Consider the following 23,097-nt stretch of genomic DNA (forward strand, 5'->3'; position numbering starts at 1 on the left):
GTGACAGCGCTTTCTCCCTTGGCGGCGTTGCTGGTCGGCGCCCTGCTCGCGCTGTGGCTCGGTGGCGCCGCCTGGGCGCTGATCACCGGGCTGCGGCTGCGGCGAAGCGCCCAGACGGCGGAGGTGCGGAGCAGCCAGCTGCAGGCGCTGCTCGATTCCGCGCCGGCCCTGGTGGTGATCGTCGGCGCCGACGACCGGATCGATGCTCCGGATCGGTTGACCGACTGGCTGGGGCTCGTCGACCGCCCGCGCGAACTGGCCGATCTTTCGTCGGCAGGCGCAGGGCTGAGCGAGACGGACTTTGCGTTGCTGCGGCAGGACATCGAGACCGCCCGCACGGCCGCCGAACCCTTTTACCGGGTGGTCAGGCCGGAAGGGTCCTCACGCACGCTGACGATCCGCGGCGGGCCGGTGCCCACCGCATTGGCGGCGGCCGGCGCGGTCGTCATGTACCTGTTCGACTCGACCGAGATCCGATCCGAAATGACGCGCCTTGCCGAAGAAGGCGAGCGGCTGGCGCAGGCCTTCGACGCATTGTCCGGGCTGATCGAGGCGTCGCCGATCCCGATGTGGCATCGTGGTCCCGACCTGCGGCTGTCATTGGTCAACAGCGCCTATGTGAAGGCCGTCGAGGGAGCGAGTGCCGCTGACGTGATCCAGCGCGGTCTTGAACTGGTCGAGGCCGCACCCGGTCGCAATCCGATCGCCGCCGCCGCCGCCGCTCGTCAGAGCGGGGAGTCGAGGTCGCGCGTGCTGCCGGCCACGATCGCCGGGGAGCGGCGCAGCCTGCAGATCGTTGACGTGCCGCTCGGCGATGCGGGTGTCGCCGGCTATGCGATCGACGTCGAGGAACTCGAACAGGCCCGGTCCGCCTTCAAGCGCTTTGCCGAGGCGCAGCGCGACCTGCTGGACCGGCTTTCGGCGGGCGTCGCCCAGTTCGAGGCGGATCGCTCGCTCAGCTTTTACAACCAGGCGTTCATGCGGCTCTTCTCGATGAAGCCGGAATGGCTGGCCGAAGGGCCGGAATTCGCCCGCGTGCTCGACCGGATGCGGGAGGCGAACCGGGTGCCCGAGGCGCGCGACTTCCGCGCCTGGCGCGAAGAGCGGCGCGCCTGGTTCACCAGCGCGAGCGAGGGGCAGGAAGAGAATTGGATGCTGCCCGGCGGCACGCACCTCCGTGTGGTGGCCCAACCGCTCCCCGATGGCGGCCTGCTCACCATCTTTGAGGACCGGACCGAGCAGGTGTCGCTTGCCAGCGCCCGGGACACGCTTCTGCGCGTGCGTGCAGCGACGTTCGAGCATCTGTTCGAGGCGGTAGGCGTCTTCGCGGCGGACGGCCGGCTCCAGCTCTGGAACCAGAAGTTCCGCGATGTGTGGGAGTTGGACGATGCGTTCCTCAGCACCCATCCACGAGTCGATGCGCTGGCCGATGCGGCTTCGCGCCAGTTGACCAATCCTTCACGCGCGGCGGTCATCCGGGAGTTGGTGCGGGTGGCGACACAGGACAGGAAGCAGCGCAACGGACGCGTCGCACTCAGGAACGGCCGCCACTACGAGTTCGCGGCCGTGCCGCTGCCCGACGGCAACGCGCTCTTCACCATGCTCGACATCAGCGACAGCCGCCGCATCGAAGCCGCCCTGCGCGATCGTAACGAAGCGCTGGAAGAGGCGGACCGGGTCAAGACCGCCTTCGTCGCCAATATGAGCTACGAGCTGCGCACGCCTTTAACGTCGATCGGCGGCTTCGCGGAAATGTTGTCGGGCGGCTATGCCGGCCCGCTGACTTCGACCGCGGGCGAATATGTTGAAGCGATTCTGGAATCGGTGGCGCGGCTGAGCACGCTGATCGATCATGTGCTCGACCTGACGCAGAGCGAGGCGGGCGCCCTGCCGCTCGAAAACCGCTCGGTGGATCTGAAGCGGCTGGCGCGGGAGGCGTCCAAAGCGGCGACGATTGGGGCAGCCGAAAAGTCGATCGAGTTCGCGGTCGAACTCGACAAGAGCCTGGGCAGCGTCACCGGCGATTCACGGCGCCTGCGCCAGGTGCTGGACAATCTTCTCGGCAATGCCATTCGCTTCACTCCGCCCGGCGGCCGCGTGCTGCTCCACGGCAGCGGCACGGAGACCAGCGCACGACTGGTGGTGTCCGACAATGGGCCCGGGATGAGCGTGAAGGAGCAGGGCCGAGCGTTCGACCGCTTCAGCCGCACCAGCGATGCGCGCGAAAGCGGCGCGTCGCTGGGCCTGGGGCTGCCGCTCGCCCGTCAATGGGTGGAGGCGCATGGCGGCACGCTGACGCTGGAATCGGAGCCGGGGCAGGGCACCGCCGTCACCGTCGAGCTGCCGCGCCGCTGACATGCTGCTGCGGGACCAAGCCGCCACTTTGCAGTTGGGCGCTCGTCTGGCGGGGCTGGTCCGCCCCGGCGACATGATCGCGCTGTCAGGTGGCCTCGGCGCCGGCAAGACCACGCTCGCGCGTGGTCTGCTCGCGTCGCTGGGTCTGGCGGGGGAGGCGCCCAGCCCGACCTTCGCGATCGTGCAATCCTATGCGCCGCCCGAGACGCGGCTGCCGGTCGCTCATATCGATCTGTATCGCCTCGACGCACCCGAAGAGGCCGAGGAGCTCGGCCTGGATGAACTGCGGCAGGACCATCTGCTGCTGGTCGAGTGGCCGGAACGGCTCGACGCGTCATTCTGGCGGGACGCGCTGTGGCTGCGGCTGGAAGAGGGAGTAGGCGCGGGGCGGCGCTTGACAGCGCAGGTGCCGCCGTCATGGGAGGCGCGATGGCCCCCGAAATGACTCCCCCGGCCGCTGCTGCGGATTTCCTGAAGCATGCGGGCTGGGACGATGCCGAGATCCTGCCGCTCGCCGGCGATGCCTCCTTTCGCCGCTATTTCCGCGTGCTGGCGCCGGGCCGCCGCGCCGTGTTGATGGATGCACCGCCGCCGCACGAGGACCCGCGGCCGTTCCTGACCGTCGCCGAACATCTGATCGCGCTCGGCTTTTCGGCTCCGCGAACGCTCGCCGCAGACCTGACCCATGGCCTCGTCCTGCTCGAAGACTTTGGCGATGCGCGGATGCGCGAAGTCATCGATGCCGCGCCGGAGGCCGAACGGCGCATCTATGCCGATGTGGTCGACCTGCTCGCTCGGCTGCACCGCCACCCCGCCGCCGATCTGCCGCCCTATGACGAGCGCGAATACCTCCGCGAGGTCTCTCTGCTGACCGAATGGTATGCGCCCGCGCTCGGCCTCGACCTGAACGCCGATGGCTACCGCGCCGCTTGGCGTGAGGCGCTGGCGCCATTGCTGGACGACCAGTCGGTGACGGTGCTGCGAGACTATCACGCCGAAAATATCATGCTGATCGAAGGACGGGACGGGATCGAAAGCCTGGGCCTGCTCGACTTCCAAGACGCACTTGCCGGTCATCCCGCCTATGATCTCGTGTCGATGCTGCAGGACGCGCGTCGCGACGTGCCCGAGGCGATCGAAGCGGAGATGCTCGCGCGTTATCTCGAACGCGCGAAGCCGGCGGACGGGTTCCTCGATGCCTATTGGCTGTTGGGCGCTCAGCGGAATGCCAAGATTGTCGGTATCTTCGCGCGGCTTTGGAAGCGGGACGGCAAGCCACGCTACCTTGATTATCTGCCGCGGGTGTGGGGCTATCTGGAACGCGATCTGCAGCAGCCGGCGCTCGCCCCGGTCAGGGCCTGGTTCGACGCCCATGTGCCGACCCACGCACGCGGCGGCGCGCAGCTCGCATGAGCCGCTACAAAAAGCCGCTCGCGCTCCGGCCCCAGCCGGACGCGCCGCCGCTCAACACGGCAATGGTGCTCGCGGCGGGGCTGGGCAAACGAATGCGGCCGCTGACGGCGACGCGCCCCAAGCCGCTGGTCGAAGTCGCGGGCAAGCCATTGCTCGACCATGCCCTCGACCGGCTGCGCGCCGCGGGGGTGAAGCGCGCGGTAGTCAACGTCCATTATCTTGCCGACGCGCTCGAAGCCCATCTGAAGCGGCGAGTGCAGGGCATTGAGATCGCGGTGTCGGACGAGCGCGCCGAGCTGCTCGAAACCGGTGGCGGCCTGGTTCACGCGCTGCCGTTGATCGGGGACGATCCGTTCCTCGTCGTGAACAGCGACAACCTCTGGGTTGACGGCCCGGCAGATTCGATCCGGTCGCTCGCAGCGCGCTGGAATGATGCCGAGATGGACGCGTTGCTGCTGCTGGTTCCGCTGGCCCGCGCCAACTGCCACAATGGCCGCGGCGACTTCCACATGGATGGGGCGGGGCGGCTGAGCCGGCGCCGACCCGGCCGGGTCGCGCCCTTCGTCTTCACCGGCGTCCAAATCGTGTCGAAGCGGCTGTTCGAAGGGGCGAAGGCCGAACCCTTTTCGCTGAACATCCTGTGGGACCGGGCGATCGAGGCGGGCCGCGCCTTCGGGCTGGTGCATAACGGCCTGTGGTTCGATGTCGGCACGCCGCCGGCGGTGAAGCGCACCGAAGAAATGCTCCGCCACGAATAGGAAGCTGGGGACAAAGCCCGTTCCGAACCAAGTTCGGGATGACGGCGCGCGGACCCGCATCTAGTCTCGTACCGTGATCCGTCCTTCCGTTTTCACCATCCCGCCGCACCGATCCTTTGCAGAAGCGCTGGTCGCCGGGCTGATGGCGCGCGAGGGCAAGGATCGGATGGAGCTCGCCCGCGGGCTAATCCTGCTGCCCAACAACCGGGCAGCACGCGCGCTCCAGGATGCCTTTGTCCGTCGGGCCGATGGTGGCCTGCTGCTCCCGCGCCTCGTAGCGCTCGGCGACGCCGAAATCGACGAGCGGCTCGGACCGCTGTTCGATCCGGCTGATGGCAGTGAGCCGATCCCCCCGGCAGTCGAGCCACTGCAGCGCCAGCTGATCCTTGCCCGCCTCATCGAGGAGCAGGGCGGCGCCACCGGCGGCGAGGCGATGCGGCTGGCGGCGGATCTCGCCCGCACGCTCGATCAGCTCAATGTCGAGCAGATCGCGCCGGAGCGGCTGCGCGCCATCGACGTGGGCGAGCTGACGCAGCATTGGGCGCGTTCATTGCGATTGCTGGAGCTGGTGCTGGCGTGCTGGCCCGAAGAGTTGCGCCGCCTCGGCCGCATCGACCTGTCGGACCGGCGCAACCGGCTGCTGATGCGCGTGGCGAGCGACTGGCGCGCGGCGCCGCCGCCGGGCTTCGTAGTAGCGGCGGGCATCTCGACTGCTGCGCCCGCCGTGGCGCGCCTGCTCCGCACCATCGCGCACATGCCGAACGGACGCGTGGTGTTCGATGCGCTCGATACCAGCATGCCGGAAGAGCAATGGGCGTCGCTCGGCCCGCATCAAGCCGACGCGGTCACGGGACGCGCGCCGCCCTCCGTCGAGACTCATCCGCAGTATCACCTGAAGCTGCTGCTCGACCGGATGGGGATTGGGCGCGGCGAAGTGCAGCGCTGGCGCTGGGGCGGCGGCCATGCAGCGCGCGCCGGCCGCAGCCGACTGATCTCGAATGCCCTCGCGCCGGCACCGTTCACCGTCGACTGGACCGATCTGGCGCGCAAGGACCGTGACCGCAGTGGCGTCGAACTGCTGGAAGTCGCGACGCCCGCCGACGAGGCGCAGGCGATCGCGCTTGCCTTGCGGGAGGCGCTGGAGGCGCCGGGCCGCACCGCCGCGCTGGTGACGCCCGATCGGGGTCTCGCCCAACGTGTCTCCGCACATCTGAAGCGGTGGGGTGTTGAGGCCAGCGACTCGGCCGGCACGCCGCTGTCGGTAACGCCACCCGGCACTTTGCTGCTGGCGATTGTCGAGGCGGTGGCCGAGCAATTCTCGCCCGTGCCGCTGCTTGCCCTGCTCAAACATCCGCTGGTGGAGGCGGGGGAGGGGCGCCCGGCGTGGCTCAATCATGTCCGGGCACTGGACCATGCATTGCGTGGACCAAGGCCAGCGCCGGGCCTTGCCGGCGTCTCGGCACGTCTCGGCGCGGACAACGACGCCTGGCGCGCCATTCTGCCGCGCATCGAGCCGATCGAGTCCGGCTTCGCTGCAGCCACCGACCTGTCCGGCTGGTTGGCGGCCTTGCGCGAAGCCACCGAGCGGCTCGCCGGCGACGAGGTCTGGGCCAGGCCCGCCGGACGCGCGGCCGCCGACTTTCTGGAGCAGCTCGAAGCCCATGCGGGTCTTGGCCCCCAGCGCGTCGACTTTGCTCAAGTCGCGCCGATGCTGGGCGAACTGATGAACGGCATCGCGGTGCGGCCTCCTCAGGGTGGGCACCCGCGCATCTTCATCTGGGGCCTGATCGAGGCGAGGCTGCAGCAGGCCGACCTGACGATCCTCGGCGGCCTCAACGAAGGCACTTGGCCGGCGCTACCCTCGCCCGATCCCTGGCTCGCCCCACGCATCCGCGCCGAGCTCGGCCTGCCCGGGCTGGAGACGCGTATCGGTCTCGCCGCCCATAGCTTCGCCGGTGGCCTGGGAGCGCCGCAGGTGCTGATCACCCGCGCGCGCCGCGATGCCCGTGGCCCCGCGGTCGCGTCGCGCTTCTGGCTGCGCCTTGAGGCGCTCACCGGTGGATTGCCCCGTGCCACTCGACTGGCGGACTGGGCGCGTGCCCTCGATGGCGTCACCCGGCCACAGCCCGCGCTCCGTCCACAGCCTTCGCCGCCGATGGCCGACCGCCCGAAAAGGCTGGCCGTCACCGATCTCGACCGCCTGAAGGCCGACCCGTTCGCTTTCTACGCCCGCGCAATGCTTCGGCTGAAGGTGCTCGATCCCGTGGACGCGGATGCGACGGCTGCCTGGCGCGGGACGATGGTGCATGACGTGCTCGAGCGCTGGGCGAAGGAGGACTCCTGCGACCCTTCGAAGCTGCGCGCCCGGGCCGAAGCGATGCTGGAAGCGGCCGAGGCGCACCCGCTGATGCGCGCGCTTTGGGAGCCGCGGCTGATGGAAGCGATCGACTGGATCGCCGCCGAGATGGCCGAGATGAAGGCGGCCGGCCGCAAGTTCCTGGTGGCAGAAGAAAAAGGTGAGCTCGAGGTCTTCGGGGTTACGCTCAACGGACGCGCCGATCGCATAGACCGGCTGCCCGACGGCAAGCTCGCTATTGTCGACTACAAGACCGGCAATGCGCCCAATGCCAAGCAGGTCTCAGGCGGCTATGCCCAGCAGCTCGGCCTCATCGGCCTGATGGCGGAGCGGGGAGCGTTCAAGGGCGTCGACGGCACCGCCGCCGCGTTCGAATATTGGTCGCTTGCACGCAACAAGGAGGACGGGTTCGGCAAGATCGTGTCGCCGGTCGATCCGAACGGCGCGCGCGACCGCATCCGCACCGATGAGTTCGTGGAGCGTGCCGCGCGCACGCTGCAAGCCGCGGTCGAGACCTGGCTGACCGGCGCGGCTCCTTTCACGGCCAAGCTCCACCCGGAACACGCGCCTTATGGCGATTACGACCAGCTGATGCGCCTCGACGAATGGTATGGCCGGGATCAGGATCGATGAAGCCGCTTCCTCCGCTGAAGGATGAGCAGCGCGCCGCGTCCGATCCGCGCGAGCAGGTGTGGCTGTCCGCCTCGGCCGGTACCGGCAAGACCCAGGTCCTCGTCGCCCGCGTGCTGCGGCTGTTGCTGCGGCCCGGCGTCGATCCCTCCGCGATCCTGTGCTTGACGTTCACCAAGGCGGGCGCCGCGGAGATGTCGAACCGCTTGAGCGAGCGGCTCGCCCATTGGGTGCGGCTGCCGGGACCGGAGCTGGCTGCCGAGCTGATCGCGCTTGGCGAGGATCATGGCCCCGAGATGCAGCGCCGCGCCCGCGGCCTGTTCGCGCGGGTGCTGGAAGCGCGCGGCGGCGGCTTGCGCATCCAGACCATTCACAGTTTCGCACAATCGCTGCTCGCCTCCTTTCCGCTCGAGGCTGAGCTCGCGCCCGGCATGCGCCCGCTGGAGGGGCGGGAGGAAGCGGCCCTCGCGCGGCAGGTGCTGGCCGCCTTGGTGACGGACGCCGCGCGCGAGGGGCGTCATGGCCTCATCGCCGATCTCCAGGCGCTCAGCCGGCGTTTGGGAGAAGACGGGGCGGAGCAGTTCCTGCGCGATTGCGCCCGCGCGCCCGAGGCGATGGAGCAGCTGCCGAGCGGTATCGCCGCCTGGGTGCGGAGCGCACTCGACCTGCCTCTCGAAGACATCGAGGCGCATATCGCAGATCAGTGCGGCGACGCGCTGTTCGATCTGGCGAGCCTCGAACAGGTCGCCGCGCATAATCGCGACTGGGGCACGGCAAAGGGGCTGGACCGCGCGGGGGTCATCGGCCGTTGGCGCGGCTTGTCGCCCGGCGAACGTGCGCTTGCACTTGAGGAGCTGCACTTTGTCTGGGCCACGGCCAAGGGCGATCCGCGCTCCTTCGGCAAGGGGCAGGCGCCGCCGGTCAGCGACTATGCGGCGCTCGCCTCCCGACTGCACGGACGATGCAAGGAGCTGATCGAACTGCGCGTGCGGGCGCGGCTCGCCGACCTGTTCGCCGCCGCGCTGGAGGCCGGACGCGCCTATGCCCGCGCCTATTCCGACGCCAAGCGCGCTGCGGGGGTGGTCGATTTCGACGACCTGATTCGCGCCACCCTCCGCCTCCTAACCACGCCGGGCATGGGCGACTGGATCCGCTACAAGCTCGACCAGGCGACCGATCACGTGCTGATCGACGAAGCGCAGGACACAAACCCCGAACAATGGGCGATCGTACGAGCTTTGGCCGATGAGTTCTTCAGTGGCGAAGGCGCCAAGGGCTCCAGGGTCCGCACGATCTTCTCGGTCGGCGACTACAAGCAGGCGATCTTCGGCTTTCAGGGCACGGACCCGCTCAACTTCGAAGCGGCCAAGCTGCATTTCGGCCGTCAGGCAGAGGCGCTCGGAACCAGTCTGCGCGACCTGTCACTCAGCCGATCCTTCCGTTCCACACCGCCGGTGCTTGAAGCCGTGGATGCGACCGTCGCAGCCCTGCCAGAAAGCGCATTGGGGCAGGGCGTCAGGATCGAGCCGCATGTGAGCGCAGTGCCGGGGCCCGGTCTCGTTGCGCTCTGGAAGCCGGTCAGCGGTGACAGTGCCGAGGACGACGAAGGGGAGGAAAGCTGGATCGGCGATGCGCCGCGCCGCTTCGCCACCGATCTCGCACGGACGATCAAGGGCTGGCTTGCCCAGCCGCTGATGCTGAAGGACGGACCGATCCGCCCGCAGGACATCATGATCCTGGTGCGCAAGCGGGGCGAACTCGCCTCGCTCATCGTTGCGCGCCTCTATGCGGAGGGGGTGCCCGTCGCTGGCCTAGACCGCTTGCGGCTGAACGCGCCGCTCGCCGTGCGCGACCTGCTCGCCGCGGCGCGCTTCGCGCTCCAGCCTGAGGATGATCTGTCGCTCGCCAGCCTGCTCGTCTCGCCGCTGCTCGGCTGGACGCAGGAGGAACTACTCGCCCATGCCATCCCGCGGAAGGGAAGCTTGTGGCGGCATCTGCGGGAGCAGGCGAAAGAAGCTCCGTTCGTTTCGAGCGAAGTCGAGAAACGTTCACGCACGGAGCCTGGGCTTCTCGACTCCGCTCGAAGCGAACGGTTGGAGGGTGCTGTCCTGGCCCTCACCACCCTCCTCAACACCGCCGACTTCACCACCCCCTACCAGTTCTTCGAATCCATCCTCTCCGGCCCGCTCGACGGCCGGCGCAAGTTGCTCGGCCGGCTGGGCGAGGAAGCACGCGATCCGGTCGAGGAACTGCTCTCCGCGGCACTCGCCTTCGAACGTCAGGCGACGCCATCGCTGCAGCGCTTTCTGGACTGGTTCGACCGCGGCGATGTCGACATCGTCCGCGACCCGTCGCAGCCGCTGGACGCCGTGCGGGTGATGACTGCGCACGCGGCCAAGGGGCTGCAAGCGCCGGTGGTGATCCTCGCCGACGCGACCACCGACCCCGGGGCCAATCGTCGTAATCGCCTGGATTGGCGCGCGCCCGGGCTGGACCGGCCCCTACCGCTGTTCCGCCCGCGCAAGGACGAGCTCGCCGGCTCGCTCGCGGACGATCTCGCCGAGGCGGAGCGCAAGGATCGCGAGGAGCATTGGCGGCTCCTGTATGTCGCGATGACGAGGGCGGAGGAGCAGCTTTATCTCGGCGGCGCGCTAGGTCCGCGGGCGAAGGGTGTGGCGCCGGAGGACAGCTGGTATGCCGCCGTGGCGCGGGGTCTTGCTGAGCTCGGGGCGGAGCCGGAGGAGGATGGCCGACTTGAGTGGGCCGGGCGCCAGCCTCAGCTTGCCACCGCCGCCAAGGCTCGTGTCGCCAAAGCGCCAGAGCGGCCCGTGGAACTGCCAAACTGGGGCCGCTCTCCGGCACCCGCCGAAGCGCGCCCACCACGCCCGCTCGCGCCCTCGGCCATCGGGGCGGACGAGGCCGCCGACCCGCCGCCCGGCCCAGCCATGCGCGCCGCTGCCGAGCGTGGACGCCTGCTCCATGCGCTGTTCGAGCGATTGCCAGCGATCGCGCCTGAACGTCGCCGGGCCGCAGCCGACCATTGGCTCGCCGGCAGTGGCGGGATGGCCGATGCGGCGGTCCGGCAGGAGCTCGTGGATCAGGTCTGCGCCGTCATCGCCGAGCCCAGCTTCGCAGAAATCTTCTCGTCGGAAGCGCTGGCCGAGGTGCCGATCGCGGCTGTGGTGGAGGGGCAGGTGATCGCCGGCAAGGTCGACCGGCTGCACGTCAGCGAGGAACGGGTGTTGGTGGTCGACTTCAAGACCAACCGCCGTGCGCCCACCGACCTCGCACAGGCACCCGAGTCGCACCTCCGTCAGATGGGCGCCTATTCGGCCGCGCTGAGAGCGATCTTTCCGGGGCGCAGAATCGAGGCGGCGCTGCTCTATTCGTCCGGCCCGATGCTGCTGCCCCTGAACCCGGCAACCCTGGAGCGGTTCAAGCCCGGCTTTGCGGTCACGTAACAAAGTTTGGGCGCCTTGTCGGTTGAGCCGGCCAGCGCACCTTCCTAGATAATGAGCCAAAGGAGTTAAGCAGCATGGCCACCAAGCAGATCACCGACGCGAGCTTCGATCAGGACGTCATTCAGGCGGACAAGCCCGTCCTGGTCGATTTCTGGGCGGAATGGTGCGGCCCCTGCAAGCAGATCGGCCCGGCGCTTGAGGAAATCTCCGATGAACTCGGCGAGCGGGTGACGATCGCAAAGCTGAACATCGACGATCATCCTGACGCGCCGGTCCGCTACGGCGTGCGTGGCATTCCGACCATGATTCTGTTCAAGGGCGGCGTGCCCGCCGCGACCAAGGTCGGTGCGGCGCCCAAGAGCCACATCAAGGGCTGGCTTGAAAACGAGCTCTGATCGGCCTTTCATTCAAGAACGAGAGAGCGCTGGCCAGCTGGCCGGCGCTCTTTTCGTTTAAGGGAGCCGTTCCGGCACCATATTTTCGTCGGCGATCAGCGCTTCCATCTGTGCGCTGGAGTCGGTGCCGTCGGTCTGGTGCGCCGCCAAGCCGAGGTCCTGAACGGCCTCGCCTGAGGTCCGGCGACGCTTGGCAAGGGTGAACAACGTGGCGGCCACGCCGCCCAGGATGGCGGCAGCCGCCCAAGGCCGCATCTGCGCTTCCAGCGCAAGGCTCTGCTTTCTCACATACATCTCCCGGTTCGAGTGGGTTTCGCCGTCGCGGCGCGGCTTGAAGAGATTGTCGTTGGTGCCGGATCGGGGCGGCCTGGCCGTGGTCTGCGAGCCAAAGCCGATCATCTCCATCACCTTGTCGGTCATGCCGGGCGCCAGATTGCCCATCTTGCTGACCAGATAACCGCCGCCGCCGACCGTCAGCTCGCGCTTACGGTTCTCAGCCGCGAACAGGATCGCGCGCGCGACCAGCTCCGGATCATAGGCGATCGGCGGAATGCGCGCCGGCTCGCCAAGCTTGTTGCGCGCGTGTTCGGGATAGGGCGTGTCGATGCCGTTCGGCTTGATCAGCGTGACCGAAACCGGCGCGCCCTCTGCTTCCAGCTCCATCCTGAGCGCATCGGTGAAGCCGCGCACCGCATGCTTCATCGCCGAATAGACGCCCTGGTAGATCATCGCCCGTTCCGCCAGCACCGAGCCGATGTTGATCAGCGCACCGCCATGCTGTCTCAGCTGCTGGGCCGCGTAGATGGAGGCGGCGGCCAGACCGAAATAGCCGACGTCGAACACGCGGCGATGCTCTTCCATGCTCGTCTCGTCGACGCGGCCGTAGAGCGCGACCGCGGCATCGTTCACCCAGGTGTCGAACATGCCGAAGCTATCGATGCAGAACGCGCCGATTTTCGCGGCTGCGCCCGGCTCGGCGACGTCGATCGCCAGCGCAGCGGCCTTGCCGCCGCGCAGCCGGATCTGCTCGGCGGCTTCGTCCAGCGCCTGCTTGTTGCGCGCGACAAGGACCACTCGCGCGCCTGCCTCCGCGGCACGGCGCGCCGTCGCGAGCCCGATCCCGCTCGAGGCGCCGGTGATGACGATGGTCTGTTCGGCTACCGGCTTCAATCGGCCAGGCATAGACTCTCCTCCGGCTGTATGGCCGGGGGAACGCCCGAAGCCCCGTTCTTTTCCCGTCAGCGGAACGGCGGTTCGTTGAACGCGCGCAGCTTGCGGCTGTGGAGCTTGGGCCCTTCGCGGCGAAGTTCGGCGCAGGCTTCGATGCCGATCCGCATATGTTCGTTGATCGCGCGCTCGTAGAAGCGGTTGGCTTGGCCCGGCAGCTTCAGTTCGCCGTGAAGTGGTTTGTCGGACACGCAGAGCAAGGTGCCGTAGGGCACACGGAAGCGATAGCCCTGCGCGGCGATCGTCGCCGATTCCATGTCCACCCCCACGGCGCGGGAGAGGGAAAAGCGGAGGGCGGACTGGCTGTAGCGCAGCTCCCAATTGCGGTCGTCGGTGGTAACGATCGTGCCGGTGCGCAGGCGGCGCTTGAGCACGTCACCGCTCTCGCCGGAGACCGTCTCGGCCGCCCGCTGGAGCGCCTGCTGCACCTCGGCGATTGCCGGTACCGGGATCTCCGGCGGCAGCACGTCGTCGAGCACATGGTCGTCGCGCAGATAGGCATGGGCGAGCACATAATCGCCGATGCGCTGGCTCGGACGGAGGCCGCCGCAATGGCCGATCATCAGCCAGGCTTCGGGCCGCAGCACTGCGAGATGGTCGGTGATCGTCTTCGCGTTGGACGGGCCCACGCCGATATTGACCAGGCTGATGCCGGTGCGATCCGGCGCCATCAGGTGCCAGGCCGGCATCTGGTGCCGGCGCCAGGCAAAGTCGGCGACAGCCTTTTCCGGATCGACCGTGTCCGGCGTCATGAACAGCCCGCCCGGCCCAGACAGCGCCGTGAAGCGGTCGTCCTCGGCCAAAGTCGCGGCGGCCCACTGCACGAACTCGTCCACATAGCGGTGGTAGTTGGTGAACAGCACGTAGCGCTGCACATGCTCCGGCGGCGTGCCGGTATAGTGGCGCAGGCGTGCCAGCGAAAAATCGGTCCTGAGACCATCGAACAACGCCAAGGGCCGTGGCAGGTCGCCATCCGCGGCGGGAATGCCGTCGGCGATCTCGTCGCCGATATGGGCGAGTTCGGTGGCCGGGAACCAGCGCGCCAGTTCGGCCGGCGAAACGCCTTCCAGCGTCAGGTCGTGACCCGGATCGAGCACATAGGGGAAAGGGATTTCCTGCCGGCTGCGCGTGACCTCGACAGTGACGCCATAGCCCTGAATCAACAGGTCGAGCTGCTCCGCCAGATATTCGGCAAAGATGCGCGGCCGGGTGACCGTCGTTGCGTAGGTGCCGGGCGCCACCAGGCGGCCGAACGAGCGCAGCGGAGCAGGAGTGGGGCCGCCGCCGCGATAGCGGACGCGCAGCTCCGGATAGCAGAACAGGCCTTCCCGGCGGTCCTTGCGATCGGGCTTGATGCCGTCGACCACGAAGGCCGAGATGGCGGACTGGAGAGCCTCGACGGCCTCGTCATAGTGGCGGGCGAGTTCGTCGATCAGCGCGCCCGATGTTTGTTCGATCTTCTTGTCTGTCATGGCAGGCCGTTAACGGCCCGCCATGACATCGACAAGTCAGGCGTTCTCTTCGGTCTTGGCCGAGCCGGTCACCTTGTCGCGCAGATTGCCGGCGGTTTCGATCACCTTGTCGCGGTTCACATAGGCAGCGGCGGCTGCGGCGACGCTGCCCAGCACGGCAGCGGCAGTGCCGGGATTGTTCTTCACCGCATCGATGCCGCCTTGGAACAGGGCCGTGGCCCGCTCAGCCAGCGACTCGTTGCTCTCATTCGATTTGCCGTCCTGATTGTTCGCCATCTTAACCTCCATCAGAGAGTGCGGGCGTAACAACCTTCAGGAGCGGTCTCGCGTTCCGTTCAGGCGAGCTGGGAGAGCATATGCTCGGCCGAGCTGACGTTGAACTCGCCCGGCTGTTCGACGTTCAACTCCTTGACCACACCATCCTCTACGATCATCGAGAAGCGCTGGCCGCGGGTGCCCATGCCGAAGCGGCTGGAGTCCATGTCGAGGCCGATCGCCTTCACGAACGCGCCATTGCCATCTGAGAGCATCGTCACCTTGCCCTCGGCGCCGGAATGCTTGGCCCAAGCCGCCATCACGAACGCGTCGTTGACGGCCGTGCAGGCGACTTCGTCGACGCCCTTCGCTTTGAACTCGTCGATCTTGTCGACGAAGCCCGGCAGGTGGCGGGCTGAGCAGGTCGGCGTGAACGCACCCGGCACGGAAAAGAGCGCCACCTTGCGGCCGCGGAAGAAGTCGTCGGACTGGACCGCGTCCGGGCCGTTTTCGGTCGCCTTGATGAAGGTTACGCTGGGCAGCCGGTCGCCAACCTGGATCGTCATCGTCCTGTCTCCTGCAAAGTCCCTGAGTCGGGCGTCGGCATGCCTCGTGTCCGCGCCGGGCGTGGGCGTCAAGGCATTGGGCTTTGCCGTGCCCGCGCCTATAGGTTTGAAATGGATGCACCATTCCTCACCGGCCAGCTGCTGCTTGCGATGCCGGGTATCGGCGATCCGCGGTTCGAACGCGCCGTCATCGCGGTCTGCATGCATGACGAACGCGGTGCGCTGGGGATCGGCATCGGCCGCCTGGCTCCGCGCCTCGGGCTCCACACCCTGCTGGAGCAATTCGAGATCCCGACGGGCGACGCACCCGACACGCCCGTGCATCTCGGCGGGCCGGTCGAACCGCAGCGCGGCTTCGTCCTCCACTCGCTCGATTGGGGTGGGCAGGACACGATGGAAGTGGATGGCCGCTTCGCCCTGACCAACACCGTCGACGTGCTGCGCGCCATCGCGGAAGGGAAGGGGCCAAGAAAATGGCTCGCCGCGCTCGGCTATGCCGGCTGGGGTGAAGGACAGCTCGACGAGGAGATGACTCGCCATGGCTGGTTCAGCACGCAGGCGACCGAGGCGCTCCTGTTCGACACGCCGGTCGAGGAACGCTGGGCGCAAGCGTTCAAAAGCGCGGGCGTCGATCCGCGCCTGCTGAGCGCGAGTGCCGGCCAGGCTTAACGAAACAGGAACAGCAACGCGACGCCTACGCCGATAGCGACCACGAGGGTGCGGAGCGCCTTCGGGCTTATGATGCTCGCCAGCCGTCCGCCCGCCGCACCGCCTAGAAGGGCGGCGACGGCCATCACTGCGGCAGCGCTCCACACCAGCCTGTCGGACGCAAGAAACAGGCTTGCGGCGGAGAGGTTGGCGCCTAGGGCGAGCGCCTGCTTCAGCCCGTTCAGGCGCGTCAGGCTGTCGTCGATGGTGAGCCCGAGCACCGCCAGGAAGATGACGCTGAGGCCGGCGCCGAAATAGCCCCCGTAAACGGCGGCGAGCAGGACCGGTACCAGCGCCCAGCCGAGCCCCAGCGCTCCGGACCGGCGCTGCAGCATCGCACGCAGCCGATCCTGAACCGCGAGGAGAGCGCAGCCGCCGAGCAGCAGCCAAGGGACAAGCGCTTCGAACAGCTTTTCGCTGCTCGCGAGGATCAGCAAGCCTCCAGCCAGGCCGCCGACGAGGGCCGCCGGGATCAGGACGACCAGGCGCCGGGCCTGGCCCTTCAGGTCGCGCCTCTGCCCGATCACACCACCGACATAGCCGGGGAACAGCGCGACGGTGTTGGTCACATTGGCGGAGAGCGGCGGAAGGCCCGCCGCGATCAGGGCGGGAAAGGTCAGAATCGAGCCGCCTCCGGCCAGCGCGTTGATCGCACCGGCGCCGGCTGCGGCGAGGAACAGGAGCGCAAGTTGGCCTGCGCTCACCGGCGCAATGGCGGTCAGGCGGCCCGTTTCAGTTCGAGCCGCCCGAAGATCTCGACCAGTGCGTCGGTGAGTTCCTGCATCATCGCGGCCGTGTGGCTCGGGCCGGGCGTGAAGCGGAGCCGTTCGGTGCCGCGCGGCACGGTCGGGTAATTGATCGGCTGCACATAGACGCCGTACTCGGCGAGCAGGATGTCGCTGATCCGCTTGGCCTTGACCGGATCGCCGATCATCAGCGGCACGATGTGGGTGGTCGACGGCATCACCGGCAGGCCGGCGTCTGCGAACATGCGCTTGAGGCTCGCGGCCGCCGCCTGCTGACCGTCACGCTCGGTGCTCGATGCCTTCAGGTGCCGCACGCTTGCGAGCACGCCCGCGACCAGCACCGGCGACAGGCTGGTCGTGAAGATGAAGCCGGGTGCATAGGAGCGGATCACGTCCACGATCACCTGGTCGGCCGCGATATAGCCGCCCATCACGCCGAATGCCTTGCCGAGCGTCCCTTCGATGATGGTCAGCCGGTGCGCGACCTCGTCCCGCTCGGAGATGCCGCCGCCGCGCGCGCCGTACATGCCGACCGCATGCACTTCGTCGAGATAGGTGAGCGCGCCGTATTTGTCGGCCAGGTCGCAGATCTGGGCGATCGGCGCCACGTCGCCGTCCATCGAATAGACGCTCTCGAACGCGATCAGCTTGGGCGTATCCGGGTCTTCGGCGGCGAGCAGCTCTTCCAGATGCGCGACATCATTGTGCCGCCACACCCGCTTCTCGCACCCTGAGTTGCGGATGCCGGCGATCATCGAGGCGTGGTTGAGTTCGTCGGAAAAGATCACGCAGCCGGGCAGGATCTTGGCGAGCGTCGACAGCGTCGCCTCGTTCGAGACATAGCCCGAGGTGAACAGCAAGGCCGCCTCCTTGCCGTGCAGGTCGGCAAGCTCGGCCTCCAGATCGACATGATAATGGGTGTTGCCGCCGATGTTGCGCGTGCCGCCGGAGCCCGCGCCGACATCGTGCAGCGCCTCCTCCATCGCCGCGATCACCTTCGGATGCTGGCCCATCGCCAGATAGTCGTTCGAGCACCAGACCGTGATCGGCTTCGGACCATTATGCCCGGCAAAGCAGCGCGCGTTGGGGAACATCCCCTTGTTGCGCAAAATGTCGATGAACACCCGGTACCGACCCTCGGCATGCAACCGGTCGATCGCCTGGGTGAAGATGCGATTATAGTCCAAAGTCCGAACTCGAAGCTGCCCGTCCGCTTCGGCGCATTTACCGTCCTGTGAACGGGCAAGCCAGTGAGAACCGCTCGCAATAAGCGCCGCTTACAAGGTGACGATCCGGCTCAGGCCGAATTTGGAGAGCGCCGGAGCGAGGTGCTGCACCTGTTCGTCGACCCGCGTGAACACCGCCAGGCCGTCGACAGCTTCGCTTGGCCATTCCTGTCCCTCGGTCAGAAAGGCGATGCGCCGCGCAATGCCGTCGGCGCCGTCGACATAGGCGATCGGTAAAGCGGCGCGCAGTTCCGGTTCGACAAGGCGGAAATGAGTGCAGGCGAGGACGACCGTGTCGAGCCGATCACCGCCCGGCTGATCGGTCAGCCCCCGCAGGATGTCGGCATAAGCGGCAGGATCGGTCGCTTCGCCGCGCAGCTTCGCCTCGGCCAGGTCGACCAGCGCCGCCGATCCGTGCCGCAGCACCAGGCAGTCGCTGGCGAACTCGGCCGCGAGTCGATCGACATAGGGTTGGCGGATCGTCGCCTCGGTGCCGAGCACGCCGATGACCCGCGACTTGGACTGGAGCGCCGCCGGCTTGATCGCCGGCACTGTGCCGACGACCGGCAGGTCGAGCGCGCTGCGGACATGGGCGAGGGCGATCGTCGAAGCGGTGTTGCAGGCGATCACCACGAGCCGCGGATGATAGCGCTCTACGAGGCGCCCGAGCAGCGCCGGCACGCGCGACGCGATCTCGGCTTCCGATTTGGTGCCATAAGGATAGCCGGCGCTGTCGGCGGCATAGACGATCGGCGCCTGCGGCAGCAGCGCGCAGGTGGCGGCAAGCACCGACAGCCCGCCGACGCCGGAATCGAAGAAGAGGAGCGGGCGGCTGTCCATGCCGTTCCTTAGGCGCGGCGATTGCCCTTTGTCAGCAGCCGCCGCGCCGCTATGCTGCAGCCACGATGGGGGCGCAAACCACCGACATCCTCTGGGAAATGCCGGCGCTGGCACTGGCGCTCGGATACCTGCTTGGCTCCATCCCGTTCGGCTTGCTGCTCACGCGATTGGGTGGCGCCGGGGACCTCCGCATGATCGGCTCGGGCAATATCGGCGCGACGAACGTGCTGCGGACCGGGCGCAAGGGCCTTGCCGCAGCGACCCTGTTGCTAGACGCGCTGAAGGGGGCCGCCGCCGTGTGGATCGGCGAACGGCTGGTGCCAGGCGGTGCACTGCTCGGCGGAGCGGGTGCCTTTTTCGGCCATTGCTATCCCGTGTGGCTGCGCTTTCGCGGCGGCAAGGGGGTGGCGACGCTGGGCGGCATTGCCTTCGGCATCGCCTGGGCGATCGGCCTCATCTATCTGATCGTTTGGATCGGTGTGCTGGCGGCAACCCGCTACTCGTCGGTCGGTGGGCTGGCCGCCGCCGTTGCGGCCCCGGTCGCCGCCTTTGCTACAGGGCGCGCGGAAGCCGGCATCCTGCTGCTCGCTCTCGGCCTGATCGTGTTCTGGAAGCATCGAGAGAATGTCGCCCGCCTTCGCGCGGGCACGGAGCCGAAGCTCGGCCACGCGCATGGCTGATGTGGAGCCGAACCGGGATCTCGCCCGACTCCGCCTGCTGCGCACACCGAACATCGGCCCAGTCAGCTATCGCCAGCTGATCGCTCGTTTCGGCAGCGCGGAAGCGGCGCTCGACGCCTTGCCGATGCTCGCGGCTCGCGGTGGCCGGCGCGACTTTCGCGTGGCCGATTCGCGACGTGTCGAGCAGGAACTGCAGGCCATCCGCCGGCTGGGCGCCCGGGCGCTGTTCGCCGACGATAGTGACTATCCGGCGCTGCTGCGAGCGACCGAGACCGCGCCGCCGCTGCTGATCGTCCGGGGCGACCTGGCGCTGCTGGCGCGGCCGGCGATCGCGATCGTCGGCGCCCGCAACGCCTCCGCTGCGGCCTGCCGCTTTGCCCGCGGACTGGCGCGCGAACTGGCGCTGGAGGGCGCGGTGATCGTGTCGGGGCTGGCGCGCGGCATCGACACGGCGGCGCATGTCGGCGCGCTCGGCAACGGCACGGTCGGCGTGATCGCGAGCGGTATCGACATCAGCTATCCGCCGGAAAATGCGGAGCTTCAGGAACGGATCGCCACCGACGAGCTGCTGATCGCCGAGCAGCCGCCGGGCACCGAGCCGCTCGCGCGCCACTTCCCTTCGCGCAACCGGATCATCGCCGGCTTGGCGCTCGGCACTGTGGTGATCGAGGCGGCGCCAAAGTCCGGGTCGCTGATCACCGCGCGCATCGCCGCGGAACTCGGCCGCGAAGTGATGGCCGTGCCCGGCTCCCCGCTCGACCCGCGCGCGCAGGGCTGCAACCTGCTGATCCGTGACGGTGCGACGCTGATCCAGAACGCCGCCGATGTGCTGGAGCAAGTGCGCCCCATCGACCCGCGCGCCGTCGCTCAGCCGCGCGACCGCTTCGATGCGACGCCGACCGCAGACGCGTCCGATCCGGAGCGCAACACAGTCATCGGCCTGCTCGGCCACACGCCGGTTGCGGTCGACGAAGTGATCCGCCTTTCGGGCCTGCCCAGCGCGATCGTGCAGACGGCGCTTCTCGAACTCGAACTCGCCGGCCGCCTCGAGCGCCACGCCGGCGGCAAGGTGAGCCTCGGCGGCTGAAGCCTTGCAGACGAAGCGCCGTCTCAGCCCAGTTTACCATTCTCGATAAGGTTAAGCTCATCCGCAGCCAGCATCTGTCCTGAGCAAGCGACGCCGGTCGCACGGTTCATCTCAGGAGACGCAAATTGGCGATTTACGATGTCAAAACTGCCGCCGAGCTCACAACCGCTCTGGGCCGGACCGTAGGGGGCGACACGATCCGGTTGGCCTCGGGCAATTATGGCCTCGTGAACCTGGCGAACCGGGTTTACGCGTCGACCGTGACCATCACGTCGGCATCGGCGACCGCGCCGGCCCATTTCGACGGGCTGACCGTCTCCGGCTCCAAGAATCTCGCGTTCAGCGCGCTGGACCTGGGTCGCGGCCTCGGCGCGACGGAGCCGGAATATACCAAGCTGAACACCGTTCAGATGAGCGAGAATGTCAGCTTCAGCAACGTCTCGATCCACGGGTCACTCGATGGTGACGTGACCAATGACGGCATCGGCCTCTACGTCACGGACTCGAAGAATGTCGCCGTCACCGGCGCCACCTTCACGGAGAATTTCCGGGGGCTGTTGGTCCAGCGAGCGGACGGCTTCACGATCGGAGAGAGCCGCTTTGACAAGATCAGGAGCGATGGCGCGAACTTCGCTGCCAGTGATCGTGTGACGGTGCGCGCCAACACTTTCACCGACTTCAATCGCTACGGCACCGATCATGCAGATGCCATTCAGTTCTGGAATACCGGGCAAACCAAGGGGGCGACCGACATTCTCATTCAGAACAACGTGTTTATCCAGACGGCGGCCGGAAAGGGCGCGCAGGGCATCTTCATGTATGACCTGACCGACTATAAGTTCACCAATGTGGTGATCGAAAACAACCTCATGTACGGTAATGACGATTGGAATGGCATCGTCGTCAACAACGGTCAGAATGTCCGCATCGCTAACAATACGGTGCTGTCATCGCTGCTCGATCCGAAGCAGTTCTGGATCAGCGTGGAGAAAAGCGATTCGGTAATCGTGGAGAAGAATGTCACCGACAACTTCCAGATCTCCGCCGACGTCACGAACCTGAGCTTCGCGGACAATATCAGCCTTGCCGCTACGCCGCTCTTCAGGTCCCAGTTCACCAATCTTGAGACTCCGTCTGCTCCGAGTGACCTGATGGTGTCGGACTGGGGCTTCCAGGGTTTGTCGGCGATCCTGCCCGCGCCTGCGCCGGCACCTGCGCCGACCGGTCCCACCCTCATCCAGGGAACCGCAGGCAGCGACACGCTCCAGGGCACGACGTTCTCCGACAAAATGATTGGCGTCGCCGCGACGGAAATGGACCTCGGCAAGGGCACCGCCGACAAGATGTGGGGCAAGTCCGGCACCGACATCTTCGTGTTGGGCGATCAGCGCGGCACCTTTTACAATGACGGCGCCAACCGGAGCGCGGGCAAGTCCGATTATGCCCAGATCATGGATTTCGGCACCGGCGACAAGATCCAGCTGCACGGCTCGCTCGACCAATATCTCTTCGTCAACGGCCAGGTGAACAAGCAGGCCGGTGTCCAGATATTTCTGGATACGAACGGCAATCACCTGTTCGACAGCCGCGACGAACTGATCGGCCATGTCGTCGGGGTTCAAAGCCTGGGACCGGATTCGTTCACGTTTGGATGAGGAGAATAGTGGCGGAGGTGACGTCACTGCGCCCTAGCGGAGGCGTTTGCTCGAGAGTGGCGGAGCGGGAGGGATTCGAACCCTCGATACGGTTTTGCCGTATACTCACTTTCCAGGCGAGCGCCTTCGACCACTCGGCCACCGCTCCGCATGCACTGGAAGCGCTGCCCCCTATCCTGTGCGCCCGGCGCGTGCAATGCTTTGTGCCATGCTGACTTTTGCCCTGTTGCTCCAGGCTGCCGCGCCCGCGCCGGCTACCGCACCCAAGTCTCCCGGCGAGATCGTGGCGGCCGCACCCGCCTCCGATTGGATCGATATCGCGCCCGACGACCTGCTGGTGATGCAGCTTGCGCCGGACGGGCAGGGGCGGGCGCGCCGGGTGGTCATCCAGCTGATGCCGCCGCCTTTCTCGCAAAGCTGGATCGCCAACATCCGCACCCTGGCCAAAGCGCAGTGGTGGGACGGCACCAGCGTCAACCGCGTGCAGGACAATTACGTCGTGCAATGGGGGGACGCGACGGAGAAGAAGCCGCTGCCCGCTGGATTGGTGAAAACTGAGGAGCGGGAGTATTCGGTCAAGTTGCCTGAGAAGCTTGTTCGCCAGTTGTATGCGGAAACAGTCCAGCAGGCTAATTCGGCAGTTCGAGGTGCAGGTGCCATGCCCTATGGAACGGACAAGGACAGTTACGCCAAGTTCGTGATGTTCTTGAAGGGAGTGCCGGTTGGGCTCACAGAAGATGGAGAGGCTTGGCCCCTCCACTGCTATGGCATGGTGGGCGTCGGGCGGAACTTGTCGCCGGACGCGGGCAACGGCGCAGAGCTTTACACCGTGATCGGCCATGCGCCGCGCCACCTGGACCGCAACATCGCGTTAGTCGGGCGCGTCGTAGAGGGGGTCGAGAATCTCTCCAGTCTGCCGCGCGGCACTGGTCAGTTGGGCTTCTACGAAAAGCCGGAGGAGCGGGTCGGGATCGTGTCGGTTCGGCTCGCTTCGGAACTGCCGGCCGCCGAGCGCCCGCGCATGCAGTACCTCTCGACGGAAAGCGCGACCTTCGCCGCCTACGCCGAGGCGCGCGCGAACCGGAAGGACGCGTTCTTCAACGTGCCGGCAGGCGGCGCCGACATCTGCAACGTCCCCGTGCCGATCCGCCGCAAACCCTAGGGTCCGTACCCAATCACCAGATCGAGCGTGATCGCCTCTCCGGGCGACCCCTCCGGGGCGGGGCGCCTTTTGGCCTGTGGAGGGCGTCGCTCGATCGGTCACGAT

General features: G+C 67.4%; 19 protein-coding genes and 1 tRNA gene. 12 read left to right on the forward strand and 8 right to left on the reverse strand.

Annotated features, from left to right (window positions below; all coding sequences use genetic code 11):
• The 7 genes from HJG53_RS11860 to trxA all read left to right on the forward strand — a co-directional run bounded on the left by HJG53_RS11860 (position 1) and on the right by trxA (position 11,368).
• Complete coding sequence (locus HJG53_RS11860) at positions 1 to 2,355, forward strand: PAS domain-containing sensor histidine kinase (RefSeq protein ID WP_171130849.1); 2,355 nt, start codon at positions 1 to 3, stop codon at positions 2,353 to 2,355.
• A gap of 1 nt (position 2,356) precedes the next feature.
• Positions 2,357 to 2,800, forward strand: coding sequence for a tRNA (adenosine(37)-N6)-threonylcarbamoyltransferase complex ATPase subunit type 1 TsaE (gene tsaE, locus HJG53_RS11865; protein WP_171130851.1), 444 nt, complete (start codon positions 2,357 to 2,359; stop codon positions 2,798 to 2,800).
• Entirely contained in the window at positions 2,797 to 3,768 is a 972-nt protein-coding gene (locus HJG53_RS11870; protein WP_171131197.1) for an aminoglycoside phosphotransferase family protein, read from the forward strand. The genes tsaE and HJG53_RS11870 overlap by 4 nt, the downstream gene beginning before the upstream one ends.
• Positions 3,765 to 4,526 carry a nucleotidyltransferase family protein gene (locus tag HJG53_RS11875; protein WP_171130852.1) on the forward strand — a complete coding sequence of 254 codons (762 nt, stop codon included), beginning with the start codon at positions 3,765 to 3,767 and terminating at the stop codon, positions 4,524 to 4,526. Before HJG53_RS11870 ends, HJG53_RS11875 begins: the two co-directional genes overlap by 4 nt.
• A gap of 73 nt (positions 4,527 to 4,599) precedes the next feature.
• On the forward strand, positions 4,600 to 7,515 hold the full coding sequence (locus HJG53_RS11880) for a PD-(D/E)XK nuclease family protein (RefSeq protein WP_368039570.1): 2,916 nt from the start codon (positions 4,600 to 4,602) through the stop codon (positions 7,513 to 7,515).
• Positions 7,512 to 10,973 (forward strand): double-strand break repair helicase AddA, encoded by a 3,462-nt coding sequence (gene addA / locus HJG53_RS11885; protein ID WP_254447723.1) that lies wholly within the window; start codon positions 7,512 to 7,514, stop codon positions 10,971 to 10,973. Before HJG53_RS11880 ends, addA begins: the two co-directional genes overlap by 4 nt.
• A gap of 74 nt (positions 10,974 to 11,047) precedes the next feature.
• Positions 11,048 to 11,368 (forward strand): thioredoxin, encoded by a 321-nt coding sequence (gene trxA, locus HJG53_RS11890; protein ID WP_171130856.1) that lies wholly within the window; start codon positions 11,048 to 11,050, stop codon positions 11,366 to 11,368.
• Between the two features lie 57 nt (positions 11,369 to 11,425).
• Here trxA and HJG53_RS11895 read toward each other — a convergent pair whose 3' ends face one another.
• The 4 genes from HJG53_RS11895 to HJG53_RS11910 are packed head-to-tail and all read right to left on the reverse strand — an operon-like array spanning position 11,426 to position 14,888.
• Positions 11,426 to 12,550, reverse strand: coding sequence for an SDR family oxidoreductase (locus HJG53_RS11895; RefSeq protein WP_171130858.1), 1,125 nt, complete (start codon positions 12,548 to 12,550; stop codon positions 11,426 to 11,428).
• Between the two features lie 56 nt (positions 12,551 to 12,606).
• Complete coding sequence (locus HJG53_RS11900; RefSeq protein ID WP_171130860.1) at positions 12,607 to 14,067, reverse strand: AMP nucleosidase; 1,461 nt, start codon at positions 14,065 to 14,067, stop codon at positions 12,607 to 12,609.
• A 36-nt stretch (positions 14,068 to 14,103) separates the two neighbouring features.
• Entirely contained in the window at positions 14,104 to 14,343 is a 240-nt protein-coding gene (locus HJG53_RS11905) for a hypothetical protein (RefSeq protein WP_171130862.1), read from the reverse strand.
• 59 nt (positions 14,344 to 14,402) lie between these two features.
• Positions 14,403 to 14,888 carry a peroxiredoxin gene (locus HJG53_RS11910; RefSeq protein WP_171130864.1) on the reverse strand — a complete coding sequence of 162 codons (486 nt, stop codon included), beginning with the start codon at positions 14,886 to 14,888 and terminating at the stop codon, positions 14,403 to 14,405.
• Positions 14,889 to 14,999: 111 nt separating this feature from the next.
• On the opposite strand from HJG53_RS11910, the gene HJG53_RS11915 reads away from it, so the two are divergent.
• Positions 15,000 to 15,557 (forward strand): YqgE/AlgH family protein, encoded by a 558-nt coding sequence (locus HJG53_RS11915; protein ID WP_171130866.1) that lies wholly within the window; start codon positions 15,000 to 15,002, stop codon positions 15,555 to 15,557.
• Here the strand turns inward: HJG53_RS11915 and HJG53_RS11920 are convergent.
• From HJG53_RS11920 to murI, 3 genes are all read right to left on the reverse strand, one after another.
• Positions 15,554 to 16,300, reverse strand: coding sequence for a sulfite exporter TauE/SafE family protein (locus tag HJG53_RS11920; protein WP_217352809.1), 747 nt, complete (start codon positions 16,298 to 16,300; stop codon positions 15,554 to 15,556). The two genes, HJG53_RS11915 and HJG53_RS11920, sit on opposite strands and share 4 nt — an antisense overlap.
• A gap of 14 nt (positions 16,301 to 16,314) precedes the next feature.
• Positions 16,315 to 17,529, reverse strand: a complete 1,215-nt coding sequence (gene hemA, locus HJG53_RS11925) for a 5-aminolevulinate synthase (protein WP_171130868.1) — start codon at positions 17,527 to 17,529, stop codon at positions 16,315 to 16,317.
• A 90-nt stretch (positions 17,530 to 17,619) separates the two neighbouring features.
• Positions 17,620 to 18,408: a glutamate racemase gene (murI, locus tag HJG53_RS11930; RefSeq protein ID WP_171130869.1), complete on the reverse strand. Its 789-nt coding sequence runs from the start codon at positions 18,406 to 18,408 to the stop codon at positions 17,620 to 17,622.
• 65 nt (positions 18,409 to 18,473) lie between these two features.
• On the opposite strand from murI, the gene plsY reads away from it, so the two are divergent.
• The 3 genes from plsY to HJG53_RS11945 all read left to right on the forward strand — a co-directional run bounded on the left by plsY (position 18,474) and on the right by HJG53_RS11945 (position 21,830).
• The gene (gene plsY, locus HJG53_RS11935) at positions 18,474 to 19,088 is read left to right on the forward strand and encodes a glycerol-3-phosphate 1-O-acyltransferase PlsY (protein ID WP_171130871.1); all 615 of its coding nucleotides are present in this window, start codon (positions 18,474 to 18,476) and stop codon (positions 19,086 to 19,088) included.
• Positions 19,081 to 20,175 (forward strand): DNA-processing protein DprA, encoded by a 1,095-nt coding sequence (gene dprA / locus HJG53_RS11940; RefSeq protein ID WP_171130873.1) that lies wholly within the window; start codon positions 19,081 to 19,083, stop codon positions 20,173 to 20,175. Before plsY ends, dprA begins: the two co-directional genes overlap by 8 nt.
• Before the next feature lie 125 nt (positions 20,176 to 20,300).
• A complete protein-coding gene (locus tag HJG53_RS11945) occupies positions 20,301 to 21,830 on the forward strand; it encodes a right-handed parallel beta-helix repeat-containing protein (protein ID WP_171130875.1) in 1,530 nt (509 codons plus the stop codon).
• 57 nt (positions 21,831 to 21,887) lie between these two features.
• Here HJG53_RS11945 and HJG53_RS11950 read toward each other — a convergent pair.
• A tRNA-Ser gene (locus tag HJG53_RS11950) sits at positions 21,888 to 21,978 on the reverse strand.
• Positions 21,979 to 22,038: 60 nt separating this feature from the next.
• Here HJG53_RS11950 and HJG53_RS11955 point away from each other — a divergent pair.
• Positions 22,039 to 22,992 carry a peptidylprolyl isomerase gene (locus HJG53_RS11955; RefSeq protein WP_171130877.1) on the forward strand — a complete coding sequence of 318 codons (954 nt, stop codon included), beginning with the start codon at positions 22,039 to 22,041 and terminating at the stop codon, positions 22,990 to 22,992.
• Positions 22,993 to 23,097 lie beyond the last annotated feature (105 nt).

The sequence above is a fragment of the Sphingomonas sp. ID1715 genome, from assembly GCF_013044515.1.
In the GTDB taxonomy this organism is placed as follows: domain Bacteria; phylum Pseudomonadota; class Alphaproteobacteria; order Sphingomonadales; family Sphingomonadaceae; genus Sphingomonas_B.

Coding starts and splice junctions, on each gene's coding strand:
- tsaE (WP_171130851.1), top strand. CDS start 2,357: ATGCTGCTGCGGGACCAAGCCGCCACTTTGCAGTTGGGCGCTCGTCTG.
- HJG53_RS11870 (WP_171131197.1), top strand. CDS start 2,797: ATGACTCCCCCGGCCGCTGCTGCGGATTTCCTGAAGCATGCGGGCTGG.
- HJG53_RS11875 (WP_171130852.1), top strand. CDS start 3,765: ATGAGCCGCTACAAAAAGCCGCTCGCGCTCCGGCCCCAGCCGGACGCG.
- addA (WP_254447723.1), top strand. CDS start 7,512: ATGAAGCCGCTTCCTCCGCTGAAGGATGAGCAGCGCGCCGCGTCCGAT.
- trxA (WP_171130856.1), top strand. CDS start 11,048: ATGGCCACCAAGCAGATCACCGACGCGAGCTTCGATCAGGACGTCATT.
- HJG53_RS11895 (WP_171130858.1), bottom strand. CDS start 12,550: ATGCCTGGCCGATTGAAGCCGGTAGCCGAACAGACCATCGTCATCACC.
- HJG53_RS11900 (WP_171130860.1), bottom strand. CDS start 14,067: ATGACAGACAAGAAGATCGAACAAACATCGGGCGCGCTGATCGACGAA.
- HJG53_RS11905 (WP_171130862.1), bottom strand. CDS start 14,343: ATGGCGAACAATCAGGACGGCAAATCGAATGAGAGCAACGAGTCGCTG.
- HJG53_RS11910 (WP_171130864.1), bottom strand. CDS start 14,888: ATGACGATCCAGGTTGGCGACCGGCTGCCCAGCGTAACCTTCATCAAG.
- HJG53_RS11915 (WP_171130866.1), top strand. CDS start 15,000: ATGGATGCACCATTCCTCACCGGCCAGCTGCTGCTTGCGATGCCGGGT.
- murI (WP_171130869.1), bottom strand. CDS start 18,408: ATGGACAGCCGCCCGCTCCTCTTCTTCGATTCCGGCGTCGGCGGGCTG.
- plsY (WP_171130871.1), top strand. CDS start 18,474: ATGGGGGCGCAAACCACCGACATCCTCTGGGAAATGCCGGCGCTGGCA.
- dprA (WP_171130873.1), top strand. CDS start 19,081: ATGGCTGATGTGGAGCCGAACCGGGATCTCGCCCGACTCCGCCTGCTG.
- HJG53_RS11955 (WP_171130877.1), top strand. CDS start 22,039: ATGCTGACTTTTGCCCTGTTGCTCCAGGCTGCCGCGCCCGCGCCGGCT.